Raw genomic sequence first — 13,233 nt, 5'->3', positions numbered from 1 at the left:
CGAATCAGCCCGGAAAAGCCCTATTTCTGGCAGCGGCGGCAGTAGAAGGTGGAGCGGCCGGCCTGCACGATGCGCAGGATCGGGGCGCCGCAAACCTGGCAGGGGTCGCCTTCGTGGTCGTAGACCTTGAACCGGGTCTGGAAATAGCCCAGTTCGCCGTCGGACTGCACGTAATCCCGCAGGCTGGAACCGCCGGCCTTGATCGCCTCGCGCAGCACCGCCTTGATCGCCGGCACCAGCTTGGCCAGCCGCTCGGGTTTGACCGTGCCGGCCAGCCGTTTCGGGTCGATGCCGGCGCGGAACAACGCCTCGCAGACATAGATGTTGCCCAGGCCGGCCACCACGGTCTGGTCCAGCAGGGCCGCCTTCATCGGGGTTTTTTTGCCCTTCAGGGCGGCGGCCAGCACGGCGGGGGTGAAGGCATCGTCCAGCGGCTCAGGCCCCAGACCCGCCAGCAGGCGGTGCTCGGCCAGTTTCCCGGCCGGCACCAGGTCCATCATGCCGAAACGGCGGGCATCGTTGAAGGTGGCAGCCCAGCCCTCGTCGGTGGCGAAGATCACGTGGTCATGCGGGCCGATATCGTTCGGCCAGCCGGCCCGCAGCACCATGCGGCCCGACATGCCCAGATGGATGATCCAGACCAGGCCGCCTTCCAGGCGGATCAGGATGTATTTGGCCCGGCGCTCCAGCGCCTCGACCCGGCGGCCCTGGATGGTTTTCGCGAAATGCTTCGGCAGGGGGAAACGCAGGTCGGGCCGGCGGGCCTCGATGCGGGCGATGCGCCGGCCTTCCAGCTTGAGCGCCAGCCCGCGGCGCGTGGTTTCCACTTCGGGCAATTCGGGCATGGCGTGGATCCTCTGGGCTGTCTCTATACCGTGACGGCTCCATTTCGGCTATGGTCGGCCCCGCCATGACCGATCAGACTCAACCGACTGAAAACGCTTCGGGAAATCAGACCCATTTCGGCTTCCAGACCGTGCCGGAACAGGAGAAGGCGAAACTGGTGCGCGGCGTGTTCGATTCGGTGGCCGGCAATTACGACCTGATGAACGACGTGATGTCAGGCGGCGTCCACCGCCTGTGGAAAGCGGCCATGATCGACTGGCTCGCCCCCCGCGGCGAGATGACCGTTCTGGACCTGGCCGGCGGTACCGGCGACATCGCCTTCCGCATCGTCGAGCGGGCGCCCAGGGCCCGCGTGGTGGTGGCCGACATCAACGCCGCCATGCTGGAGCAGGGTCGCAACCGCGCCATCGATACCGGCGCGCAGCATCCCGCCCGCCTGCGCAATCTGGCCTGGGCCTGCATGGATGCCGAAAAACTGGCCCTGCCGGACCGCAGCGTGGACGCCTATACCATCGCGTTTGGCATCCGCAACGTGACCCATATCGATGCCGCTTTGCGCGAGGCGTATCGCGTACTGAAACCCGGCGGTCGTTTCCTGTGCCTGGAATTCTCGGCCGTGCGCAATCCGGCGCTGGCGAAGCTTTATGATGCCTACAGCTTCAATCTGCTGCCCAAGCTGGGCGGCCTGATCGCGAAGGACGAAGAGTCTTACCGCTATCTGGTGGAAAGCATCCGGCGTTTCCCCGACCAGGAGGCTTTCGCCGCCATGATCCTGGAAGCCGGCTTCGGCAATGTGATGGTGCGCGATCTGACCGGCGGCATCGCTGCTTTGCATTCGGCCCGCCGCATCTGAGACTGACCCAACCGTGCTGACCGACCTGCGCCACCTGCTCCGCCTGTTTGCCATCGGCCGTTGCTTCGCCCGCCAGGATGCGCTGTTCCTGCTGCGCGAGGCACCAGTCGGTGCCGGCGCCCGCAGCATGCTGGGCCTGTTCCAGACGCTGTTCGGCCGTCGGAGGCCGGATCTGCGCGAAGGCGAGCGGCTGGCCGCGGCCTTAAGCGATCTGGGCCCGAGTTTCATCAAGCTGGGCCAGGTGCTCTCGGTGCGACCCGATCTGGTCGGCGCCACCCTGGCCGGGGATCTCGGCCGGCTGCGCGACAAGCTGCCGCCGTTTCCCTGGGCCGAAGCCAAAGCCGTGATCGAAGCCGAGCTGGGCGCGCCGACCGAAACCCTGTTTGCCCATATTGAGACTGAGCCGGTGGCGGCGGCCAGCGTGGCGCAGGTGCACCTGGCCGAGACCAGCGATGGCAAAGCCGTGGCGGTGAAGGTGCTGCGACCCGGCGTGGAGGCCGCCTTTGCCGAAGACCTGGCGCTGTTTGCCTGGCTGGCCGAGGCCGCCGAGCGGCATGTGGCCGGCCTGGACCGGCTGCGCCCTCGCGACGTGGTGGCGTCCTTGCGCGACTGGGTGGCGATCGAGCTGGACCTGCGGCTGGAAGCCGCCGCCGCCGGCGAGCTGCGCGACAATTTCCGCGACGACGCCGACGTCCTGGTGCCGGCGATCGACTGGCAGCGCACGGCGCGCCGGGTGATGACGGTGCAGCGCATTGCCGGCATCCCGATCGAGGATCGCGCGGCCCTGCAGGATGCCGGCCTGGAGCTGCACGACATTGCCGCGCGGGTGATCCGCGTCTTCCTCAAGCAGGCTCTGCGCGACGGCTATTTCCATGCCGACATGCATCACGGCAACCTGTTTGTCTCGCCCGGGCAGGGTGGCCGGCTGGAGCTGGTGGATTTCGGCATCATGGGCCGGCTCGACATGAAGACACGGCGCTTCATGGCCGAAATGCTGGGCGCTTTCCTGACCGGCAACTGGCGGCGCGCGGCGGAAGTGCATTTCGAGGCCGGTTATGTGCCGGGCGACCGCGACGTAAACGCGTTTGCTCAGGCCTGTCGCTCGATCGGCGAGCCGATCCTCGACCGGCCGGTGACCGAGATTTCGATCGGCCGGCTGCTGGCGCAGCTGTTCCAGATCACCGAGACCTTTGGCATGCGCACGCAGACGCATCTGCTGCTGCTGCAGAAAACGATGGTGACGGTGGAGGGCGTGGCGCGCAGCCTCGATCCGGAGATCAATTTCTGGGAGGTGGCGCGGCCGGTGATCGAGGACTGGGCGCGCGACAATCTTGGGCCGGCGGCGCGCCTGCGCGAGGCGGGTGATGCGCTGGGTGATGCGCTGCGCCGATTGCCGACGATCCTCGACGGGCTGGACGCGCTGGCGGCGGCCAATGCGGAAGGCGGATTGCGGCTGAGCCGCGACAGCCTGGCGCTGCTGGCCGAAGCCCAGGCGACGGCGGCGGCGAAACGTCAGCGGCCACTGCTGTGGAGCATCTGGGCCGGCATCGCCGCCCTGCTGGCCGCAGCGCTGCTGCTGGCGGACTGAACCGCTGGCGGACTGGCCCAAACCAAACGGAAAACAAAAAAGAGAAAAGAGAAGAGAAAAGGGGCCGGTTGCCCGGCCCCTTCCCAAAACGATGCATTCCGATCCTGATCGCAGGATCAGAAGTCGAGGCGCATGCCGACGACGCCGAAGGTCGCCTTGGAATCGTTATCGGCCTGGGTCGTGGCGGCGACCACGGTGCCGGCGCTGATCGCGTCGTCATACTCGTAATAGCCGAGACCACCAAACAGCAGGATGCCGGTCGCGACCTGGTAGGTCAGGCCAGCCGAATACCAGGTGTATTCGTCTTCACCGCCGACGGCAGTGCCGGCGATGTTACCCTGGTCGGCCTTGGTCTTGGCGAAATCGACGCCCAGACCGATCGAACCCGGCGTGGTGCCGGCCGTCAGGTAGCGCAGGCCGGCGGTGTAGACGTTGCGCTTGTCGTCGCCGCTGCGGGTGACGCCCATCTCTTCGCGCTTGTAGGCGCCGCCGAGCTGGACCGACGAGCCGTCGCCGATGTTGTAGGTCAGCGTGGTGCCGGCGGCATAACCGTCGAGACCACTCGACTTGAACACGGTGGCGGAACCGTTGGTGGCGCTGCCGGCACTGTCGGCCTCAACCGAGAAGCGGTTGTAGGCACCGAAAACAGCTACATCGACCGGACCAAACGACTCGAGATAGTTTGCGGCAGCGGTGTAGGCCTTCGAGATCTGGCCGGCGTTGGCGGTCGACCCGAAACCGCCGCCACAACCGGAGAAATCCTGGCAGCCGTCGGGCGTATAGGATAGGCCGAACTGCAGACCCTTGCCTGCCTTGGAGCCGAAATAGCGGTTCGCCGAAGTATACAGGTTGACGCCCTGATTGTCGTCGACACTGATGAATTTGGTCAGATTGCCGCTGGTGCGGGCGCCGGCCGGGGTGTTAGTAACCGAAATCGCACCAGTCGGATCGATTGTACCGTAACCGGGAATGGCAATCGGCGCGCCATAGACCATCTTGGACGCGGCCCGATCCGTCGATCCCAGCTCGATGCGGCCGATGTCGCTGCGTTCGACGAACATATAGGTCTCGTCGATCTGGTCGCTCTCGGTCTGGCCCTCCAGCTCGATACGCCCGCCGACGACGGTGCCGTTGTCCAATACGCCGCGGATGCTGAACCAGATCTCGGCATCGGGCGACCCGAAGGCGATCGAACCGGCATCGCGCTGCGTCGGGCGGTCGTCGCGATCCTGCATCTTGAAGACATGGGTCATGTAGCCGCCGACCGCGACGCCGATCGGCACGTCCCTGGTCTGGGCATTTGCGACACCGGCAACCAGCAGGCCAGCCGCTGCCACGAGTGCGGTCTGGAGCAGGAAAGCGTTTTTCATGCCGTAGCTCCTTCCTGAAGGTGCCTGATCTGTGCCGAAGAATGACCTTGTGGTCCGGCCTACACCCGACTATGGAGCGCCAGCCCCACAAGTCAACGCCGGGAATGAACACAAGGCTGCAAGAGACGGGCCGGCAACGAAAAGGGGGCAGGTTGCCCCGCCCCCTTCCCGTTTCAGAATCCAATCCGGATCAGAAGTCGAGACGCAGGCCGACGACGCCAAAAGTCTGTTTCGGATCCTCGGCAGCCGACAGTTCGGCATCGGTGACGCCGGCACCGGCGAAGCTCAGCACGCCCTTGGCAACCTGATAGGTCACGCCGAGCGCGTAGTAATCGAGCTCGTCCTTGGTGCCGTTGAAGTTCTTGTCTTCACCGGTGTAGTAGTTGACACCGATACCAACCGAACCCGGATTGGCACCGTTGGTCAGGTAGCGCAGGCCGACGGTATAGGATTCGCGCTCCTTGGTGACGGTGGCGCTGGAGAAGCCGGCAGCACGACCGACATCCTCGTTGTTGTAACCGCCACCCAGAGTGACGCTCGAACCATCGCCGACATTGTAGGTCAGCTGAGTGCCAACCTGCCAGGCATCCTGGCGCGGATCGGTGGCGCCGGCGCCCAGCGTGCCTTCGATATGCACGCTATTATAACCGGCGTACAGCGCCGCATCGACCGGACCGAACGACTCGATGTAGTTCGCTGCGACCGCATACTGCTGCGACAGTTGGCCATCATTGGCGGTCGACGAGAATCCGCCGGCGCAGGCTGAGGTGCCGCCAAAATCCTGACAACCATTCGGGACATAAGACACACCGAGTTGCAGACCCTTCCCAGCTTTCGAACCGAAGTAGCGATTCGAGGCGGTGTAGAGATTGATGCCTTCGCTGTCGTTGCCGTGATTTACTGTCCACATCTGCGGCTGGATGACCGATGCGGCGTATTCCGACTGAGAAGTCGTGCCATGGCCCGGGAAGGCATCTGGCGCGAAGTAATTCATTTTAGCATTGACGCGATCGGTAGCGCCGAGTTCCATACGGCCGATATCAGCCCTTTCGACGAAGAGATAGGTTTCATCGATCTGGTCACCATAAGTGGTGCCTTCCAACTCCACGCGGCCGCCAATGATGGTGCCATTATCGAGCACGCCACGGATGTTGAACCAGATTTCTGCGTCCTGGCCGAGCGCCTGACTCGACTGATCAGTCTGGGCCGCTTTATCACGATCCTGTACTTTATAGAATGACTGATAGTAACCACCGACAGTCACACCAATCGGCGTGGCTTTGGTCTGCGCTGAAGCAATGTCGGCCACGAACAAACCGACAGCCGCAACAAGCGCGGTCTGGAGCAGCAAAGTCTTTTTCATCTGGAATGTCCTTCCACTATGTTGGAGCTTGTCAGCGTCGAAGGACGAACCTCTTCGCACCCCATTTTGTGGCGGCATCATGCGGAAGCCGAACCCATACGGCAATCACGGGAAACATAGGAAAAATATGCGGCCTGTAGTTCATGCGGCGCTGTGGCCGCAGAAGCACAAGACAATGTGATGGCAATCACAAATCAGCAGTGGGGACAATCATATAAAAAGAAAGGGGCAGGTTTCCCCGCCCCTTTCCCTCCAACCAAATAGGTCGAATTAGAAGTTCAGAGCAAGACCAACGACGCCGAAGGTCTGCTTCGGGTCGTTCGTAGCGGCCGCATACTTGGCATCCGAAACGCCAACACCCGCAAAGGTCAGCATACCAGCAGCGATCTGGTAGGTAACGCCGAGGGTGTAGTAGTTCAGCTTGTCTTCAGTACCCGCAGTGGTCAGATCGTCCTTACGATTGTAATACTCAGCACCGATACCAACCGATCCGGGCGCGGCACCGTTGGTCAGATAGCGCAGGCCAACCGAGTAAGCCTTGCGATCCTTGATCACGCCACCCGAAGCAGTCGAGTCAGCATCACGACCCACATCTTCGGCGCTGTAACCACCGCCCAACTGCACAGTCGAACCATCGCCTACGTTGTAGGTGAACTGCGCGCCAACCTGCCAGCCATCCTGACGCGGATCGGTCACACCGGTACCCAGCGTGCCTTCGATGTGGGCAGTGGTGTAACCGGCATACAGAGCTGCATCAACCGAACCGAACGATTCGATATAGTTGGCGGCCGCCGCAAACTGCTGCGACAACTGACCGGCATCGGCAGTCGACGAGAAGCCGCCGGCGCAGCCGCTAAAGTCCTGGCAGCCGTTCGGAACATACGACACGCCGAGCTGCAGGCCCTTACCAGTCTTCGAGCCAAAGTAGCGGTTCGAAGCGGTATAGAGGTTAATACCTTCATTGTCGTGGCCCGAATTGGAGAACCACATCAGAGGCTGAACATTAGCAGCCGAATACTCGGAGTTGACCGTAGTCGAGTGGCCAGGAAGCGCGTTCGGGGCAAAATACAGCATCTTGCCAGTCACGCGATCGGTAGCACCGATTTCCATACGGCCGATATCGGCTTTCTCGACGAAGAGATAGGTTTCATCGATCTGGTCAGCATAAGTGGTGCCTTCCAACTCGACGCGGCCACCGATGACGGTGCCGTTGTCGAGCACGCCACGGATGTTGAACCAGATTTCGGCGTCCTGGCCGAGAGCCTGGGTCGACTGGTCGGTGTTGCCCGCGTTATTCGCGGCCTTATCGCGATCCTGCACCTTATAGAACGAGGTGTAGTAACCACCGACGGTCACGCCGATCGGCGTGGCCTTGGTTTGCGCCGAAGCAACGTCGGCCACGAACAGGCCAGCAGCCGCAACGAGCGCGGTTTGCAGAAGCAGCGTCTTCTTCATGTTCCTCTTTCCTCTCCCACCGGGATTTGGGTTGCAATGCCTCGCCGCCAACAACGCCGACGACCGGCAGAACAATCAGCCTTGCAGAGCCGAATGATCATTTAGGATGAAGCCATTACCGCCCTACAAGTGTCAATAAAAGTGGCATTTCTCACTGCGCTTTTGCCGCGCGTGTTGCATTGTCGCCACAGTACCGCTGGATTCTGGATTTTTTATTATTTATCAGCGATTTAGAAATTCCGCCCCAGAAAAGCCATATCTCAAATAACACTTCATAAACAATAACTTAACAACAGCTATTAAATGCCATCAAAAGTCGTTATTTCGTCTGTCGAACAAAATGGTAAGCCCGCCCACGCTCAGGCTGTCCTTGTTCGATCCGCAGTGTATTATCAACAATCCCCACAATCGCGAAGCCGGCCGCTGTGGCAGCCTTACAAATATAGGAGTCACTCTGCCGAAATCGTCCAGTTGACATCAATTGAACAGGTTGATCATTATTATTTAGTTCAATTGTACACAGAATTTCTCCATTCTCATTAAGCATTTGATAAGAAAGATCAAAAAATTCTTCCAGCCGCCCAATATAGATAAATACATCGGTCGATAGGATCGCATCGTAACGATATGGATGGTGCCGCAGAAAAGTGTGCACTTCTGCCTTGTATAATTGATCATAAACTTCCCGCCGGGCCGCCTGCTGTAGCATGCGCGGCGCCAAATCCACTCCATCAAGCCGACTTGCCCATTCGCGAAAGATTGGCCCGTTTAAGCCCGTCCCGCAACCAAGATCCAGAATTGCCCGATCAGGCCGGCGTGGCCAAGCCCGGCCGGCCAAGGTGGCAATCATCTCCGGTCCCCGATAATTCAGCGCAGTGAGGTGAGCGTCGAAGCTTTCAGCATGGCCATTAAACACCCATAGTACATAATCATCTGGTGCCCTATCAGGCACCCGGGTGCCGGCCAACATATCGACCATGTGGCGAATCGCCCCGGAATCCGGCATATGGACAGCCGCTTGGCGAAAGGCGGCCAAGGCCTCTGTCGTCTGCTTCAGGTCAAGATAACATTGCCCCAACCCTAACCAAGCCGAGGCATGCTCACTGTTAGCCAGAATACGGCAGTAAATCGCCGCGGCTTCTTCGGCACGGCCAGCGGTTTGGGCTGCCCAAGCTTGTTGGAAAAGGGTGTCAATGGCAGACGGAGGCGGCAACATTAATAGATGGGCTAAGGCTTTTCGGGATGTTGGACAATGCTTTGATCCAATACCCGACGATTGGACCCTACAATGAATTATGATATCTCAAACTAACCTGAACCGCATCAGACCTGATTAGAGAGTTTGAGGAGGCCATAATGGCTGCTCTGCGTCCGATTTCACTTCGTATTTTCTATTTAGCTGCGCATATTTGCGCTGCAGCAGTCCTCTTGCTCGGTCTCGGCGGCTGCTCCGCACCGGGTGACGGTCAGACTCAAACCTATTTCCCTGAAAAAAATCAATATGGCACCTACGATCCGGCGCCCACAAGCGGGAGACAAAGCGTATTTGGCCCTGGCGGCCTCAATCTCCTTGGTGATGGCAACAAGAAGCCTGAATCAGGAGCCGGCTCCGGTATCGGCGTGAACAGCTATCTGTGGCGGGCCAGCCTGGATACCGTGTCCTTCATGCCGCTGACCTCGGCGGATCCCTTTGGCGGCGTGATCATCACCGACTGGTATGTGCCGCCGCAGACGCCTGGCGAGCGTTTCAAGGTCACCGTTTATATTCTGGATCGTTCGCTGCGGGCTGATGGTCTGCGGGTAGGCGTGTTCCGCCAGGTGCGCCAGGGCGACAGCTGGGTCGACCAGGCGGCGGCGGCGAATACGGCGACCACCATGGAAAACGCCATCCTGCAGCGCGCCCGCGAATTCCGCATGGAGGCCGAGGCCCGGCGCTGATCCGCGCCAGCCATCGCCTTCCCCATATAAAACTGTCTCCGGCAACCGGGCGCCCGCATCCGATTGCCCGCAAGTCGAGTGGATGAACGATGTCCCGCTATAATGCCAAGGTGGTCGAAACCAAGTGGCAGGCCATCTGGGATGAACGCCAGGCTTTCCGTGCCCAGGCTGATCTGGCCCGGCCGAAATACTATGTGCTCGAGATGTTTCCCTACCCCTCGGGACGCATCCATATGGGCCATGTGCGCAACTACACGCTGGGCGACGTGGTGGCGCGCTACAAGCGCGCCCGCGGCTTCAACGTGCTGCATCCCATGGGCTGGGATGCCTTCGGCCTGCCGGCGGAAAATGCCGCTCAGGAAAAGAAGGTGCATCCGGCTGCCTGGACCTACGACAACATTGCCAACATGCGCGCCGAGCTGCAGCGCATGGGCCTGTCGCTGGACTGGAGCCGCGAACTCGCCACCTGCCATCCGGGTTATTACAAGCACCAGCAGAAGCTGTTCCTCGATTTCCTGAAAGCCGGCCTGATCTACCGCCGCGAAAGCTTCGTCAACTGGGACCCGGTCGACCAGACGGTGCTGGCCAACGAGCAGGTCATCGATGGCCGCGGCTGGCGCTCGGGTGCCGTGGTCGAACGCCGCAAGCTGTCGCAATGGTTCCTCAAGATCACCGCCTATGCCGACGACCTGCTGCAGGCCCTGGGCAGCCTTGACCGCTGGCCCGAACGCGTGCGGCTGATGCAGCAGAACTGGATCGGCAAGTCGGAAGGCGCACGCTTCTCCTTCGCGCTGAAAAACCGAGGCGACAAGATCGAGGTCTATTCCACCCGGCCCGACACCCTGTTCGGCGCCAGCTTCGTCGCCATCTCGGCCGATCATCCGCTCGCCGCCGAGGCCGCGAAGACCGACCCGAAGCTGGCCGCCTTCATCGAGGAATGCCGCCAGACCGGCACGGCGGAAGCCGAGCTGGAAAAGGCCGAGAAGAAGGGCTACCGCATTCCGCTGGAGGCCATCCATCCCTTCGATCCGGCCTGGACCCTGCCGGTTTATGTGGCGAATTTCGTGCTGATGGAATACGGCACCGGCGCCATCTTTGGCTGCCCCGGCCACGACCAGCGCGACCTGGATTTCGCCCGCAAATACGATCTGCCGGTCAAAGCGGTCGTCGCCCCCAAAGGCCAAGCGTCGCTGGAGATCGGCACCGAGGCCTTCACCGATACCGATGGCACGGTGGCGATCAACTCCGGTTTCCTCAACGGCCTGGATGTCACGGCGGCCAAGCGCGCCGCGATTGCCAGGCTGGAAGAGCTGCAGTCCGGCGAAGGCACCGTCACCTTCCGCCTGCGCGACTGGGGCGTGTCGCGCCAGCGCTACTGGGGCTGCCCGATCCCGGTGATCCACTGCGAATCCTGCGGCATCGTGCCGGTGCCGGAAGCAGACCTGCCGGTGCAATTACCGGACGATGTCACCTTCGACCGGCCGGGCAACCCGCTGGACCATCACCCGACCTGGAAACATGTGAACTGCCCGACCTGCGGCAAGGCAGCGCGGCGCGAGACCGACACCTGCGACACCTTCGTCGACAGCTCGTGGTACTTCGCCCGCTTCTGCAGCCCGCGCGCCGACGATCCGATGGTGAAGGCGGAAGTCGATTACTGGCTGCCGGTCGACCAGTATATCGGCGGCATTGAGCATGCCATCCTGCACCTGCTCTATTCGCGTTTCTTCACCCGTGCCCTGCGCGATACCGGCCATGTATCGTTGCCCAGCGGCGAGCCGTTTGCCGGCCTGTTCACCCAGGGCATGGTCTGTCACGAGACCTACAAGGATGCCTCCGGCGCTTGGCTGATGCCGACCGATGTGAAGAAGGATGGCGGCAAGGTGGTGCATATCCGCACCAACGAACCCGTTAGCGTCGGCCGCACCGAGAAGATGTCGAAATCGAAAAAGAACGTCATCGACCCGGGCCTGATCATCGACACGTATGGCGCCGATACCGCGCGCTGGTTCATGTTGTCGGACTCGCCGCCGGAACGCGACCTGGAATGGAGCGAATCCGGCGTCGAGGGCGCCTGGCGTTTCACCCAGCGTCTGTGGCGCCTGGTGTCCGAACCAAAAGGCCCCATCGCCGACAAGGCCGCGCCCAAGCCCGCCGAATTCACTGGCGCCGCGCTGGAACTTCGCCGCGCCCTGCACAAGAGCATCGCGGCCATGACCGGCGACCTGGAGCAGTTCCATTTCAACAAGGCCGTGGCGCGGGTGCATGAATTTGCCAACCTGCTGGAAGCGGCCAAGGGCGAGGATGCCGCCACCGCCTGGGCGCGGCGCGAGGCGCTGGAGACCCTGGCCAAGCTGATCGGACCGATGGTGCCGCATCTGGCCGAGGAAATCTGGCAGGCTTTGGGGCATGATCGCCTGCTGCTGGAGCAGCCCTGGCCGGTGGCCGAGGCCGAGCTGGTGCGCGACGATACCGTGACAGTGGCGGTGCAGGTTGCCGGCAAGCTGCGGGCCACCATCGAGGTGGAACGCGATATGGACAAGACGGCGCTGGAAAAACTGGCGCTGGCCAACGACAATGTGCAGCGTGCCATCGACGGCAAGCCCGTGCGCAAGGTGGTGATCGTGCCGAACCGGATCGTCAATGTCGTGGTCTAGGCCATTCTGTATTCTGCTGGTGGCCGCTGCCCTTGCGGGCTGCGGCTTCAAGCCGCTGTATCGCCAGAACGGTCCCGGCGAGGCCGTGCCGCAATTCACCCAGATCAGCATCGCCCAGCCTGAGGACCGCATCAGCCAGCAATTGCGCAATCACCTGCTGGACATGGTGACGCCGCAGGGCAGCCCGGAGCGCCCGCTTTACATCCTTGACTACCGGATCACCGAATCCGTCGGCTCGGTTTTCGTCACGCGCAGCGACGAGATCACTCGAAACAACCTGCAAATATCCGTTTCCACCTTCCTGCGGGATTACCAGACCGGCTCCCCCCTGGCATCCTTTTCAATCAGCAGCCAGGCTTCCTACAATCTCACGGTTGCCGATTATTCCAATCTGATCAGCGAGAAGAATGCCCGCGAACGCGCCCTGCGCGATGCCGCCGAGCAGATCCGCATCCGCCTGGCCAATTATTTCGGCCGCGACCAGTTCAAACCAAAGCCACAACCACGCCAGCCATGAAACTGGCCACGCGCGAGGTCGAGGGCTTCGTCAGGCGCCCGCGCCCCGATATCCGCGCGGTTCTGCTGTTCGGCAGCGATGCCGGCATGATCCGCGAACGCGCCAAGGCGATTGCAAGAAGCGTGGTGGCGGATTTGAATGATCCCTTCCTTGTGACCAGCCTGACTGGCGCGCAATTGCAGGATGATCCCGCGCGACTGGCCGATGAAGCCGCCGCGATCGCGCTGACCGGTGGGCGCCGCGTCGTCATGGTGTCAGGCGCCGGAGACCGCAACGCCAAGCTGTTCGAGTCGTTTCTGGAGTCCATGGTCGGCGACACGCTGGTTGTCGTCGAGGCCGGTGAGCTGGCAGCACGCTCATCGCTGCGTGGCGCCTTCGAGGAATCCGACCTGGCGGTCGCCATCGGCTGCTATGCTGATGACCAGCGCGCGCTGCAGGGCCTGATCGAAGACATGGCGCGCGAGGCCGGCAAGAAGATCGCGCCGGAAGCGATGGGATACCTGCTCGACAACCTGGGCACCGACCGCATGGTCACGCGCGGCGAGATCGCCAAGCTGCTGCTGTACAAGGGCGATGACACCACGCCGATCGGCCTGGAGGATTGCGAGGCGGTGATCGGCGACAGCTCGTCGCTGTTCCTCGATGA

At 61.9% G+C, this 13,233-nt stretch carries 11 protein-coding genes; 6 read left to right on the top strand and 5 right to left on the bottom strand.

Annotation, left to right across the window (positions count from 1 at the left end):
- Positions 1-20 precede the first annotated feature (20 nt).
- Positions 21-845: a bifunctional DNA-formamidopyrimidine glycosylase/DNA-(apurinic or apyrimidinic site) lyase gene (mutM, locus tag Q1J79_RS10970; RefSeq protein WP_300300138.1), complete on the bottom strand. Its 825-nt coding sequence runs from the start codon at positions 843-845 to the stop codon at positions 21-23.
- A gap of 65 nt (positions 846-910) precedes the next feature.
- On the opposite strand from mutM, the gene ubiE reads away from it, so the two are divergent.
- Together ubiE and ubiB are read left to right on the top strand one after the other, a co-directional pair.
- A complete protein-coding gene (gene ubiE / locus Q1J79_RS10965; protein WP_300300136.1) occupies positions 911-1,699 on the top strand; it encodes a bifunctional demethylmenaquinone methyltransferase/2-methoxy-6-polyprenyl-1,4-benzoquinol methylase UbiE in 789 nt (262 codons plus the stop codon).
- 13 nt (positions 1,700-1,712) lie between these two features.
- The gene (gene ubiB, locus Q1J79_RS10960) at positions 1,713-3,287 is read left to right on the top strand and encodes a 2-polyprenylphenol 6-hydroxylase (RefSeq protein WP_300300134.1); all 1,575 of its coding nucleotides are present in this window, start codon (positions 1,713-1,715) and stop codon (positions 3,285-3,287) included.
- A gap of 116 nt (positions 3,288-3,403) precedes the next feature.
- On the opposite strand, the gene Q1J79_RS10955 is transcribed toward ubiB, so the two are convergent.
- The 4 genes from Q1J79_RS10955 to Q1J79_RS10940 all read right to left on the bottom strand — a co-directional run bounded on the left by Q1J79_RS10955 (position 3,404) and on the right by Q1J79_RS10940 (position 8,691).
- Positions 3,404-4,657, bottom strand: coding sequence for a porin (locus Q1J79_RS10955; RefSeq protein WP_300300132.1), 1,254 nt, complete (start codon positions 4,655-4,657; stop codon positions 3,404-3,406).
- Between the two features lie 190 nt (positions 4,658-4,847).
- A complete protein-coding gene (locus Q1J79_RS10950) occupies positions 4,848-6,020 on the bottom strand; it encodes a porin (protein WP_300300130.1) in 1,173 nt (390 codons plus the stop codon).
- Between the two features lie 270 nt (positions 6,021-6,290).
- Positions 6,291-7,475, bottom strand: a complete 1,185-nt coding sequence (locus Q1J79_RS10945) for a porin (protein WP_300300128.1) — start codon at positions 7,473-7,475, stop codon at positions 6,291-6,293.
- Positions 7,476-7,794: 319 nt separating this feature from the next.
- On the bottom strand, positions 7,795-8,691 hold the full coding sequence (locus Q1J79_RS10940) for a methyltransferase domain-containing protein (protein ID WP_300300126.1): 897 nt from the start codon (positions 8,689-8,691) through the stop codon (positions 7,795-7,797).
- A 140-nt stretch (positions 8,692-8,831) separates the two neighbouring features.
- Between Q1J79_RS10940 and Q1J79_RS10935 the strand changes: the two genes are divergently transcribed.
- The 4 genes from Q1J79_RS10935 to holA all read left to right on the top strand — a co-directional run.
- A complete protein-coding gene (locus Q1J79_RS10935; protein WP_300300124.1) occupies positions 8,832-9,413 on the top strand; it encodes a DUF3576 domain-containing protein in 582 nt (193 codons plus the stop codon).
- Between the two features lie 89 nt (positions 9,414-9,502).
- Positions 9,503-12,070: a leucine--tRNA ligase gene (leuS, locus tag Q1J79_RS10930; RefSeq protein ID WP_300300122.1), complete on the top strand. Its 2,568-nt coding sequence runs from the start codon at positions 9,503-9,505 to the stop codon at positions 12,068-12,070.
- A 19-nt stretch (positions 12,071-12,089) separates the two neighbouring features.
- The gene (lptE, locus tag Q1J79_RS10925) at positions 12,090-12,587 is read left to right on the top strand and encodes an LPS assembly lipoprotein LptE (RefSeq protein ID WP_300300120.1); all 498 of its coding nucleotides are present in this window, start codon (positions 12,090-12,092) and stop codon (positions 12,585-12,587) included.
- On the top strand, positions 12,584-13,233 hold a 650-nt coding region (gene holA, locus Q1J79_RS10920), incomplete at its 3' end, for a DNA polymerase III subunit delta (RefSeq protein ID WP_367182981.1). The genes lptE and holA, both read left to right, overlap by 4 nt.

It is taken from the genome of Ferrovibrio sp. (assembly GCF_029255545.1).
Taxonomy (GTDB): Bacteria; Pseudomonadota; Alphaproteobacteria; order Ferrovibrionales; family Ferrovibrionaceae; genus Ferrovibrio.
The sequence above is the reverse complement of the archived record's forward strand: the minus strand, read 5'-3'. Positions and strand labels throughout refer to the sequence as shown.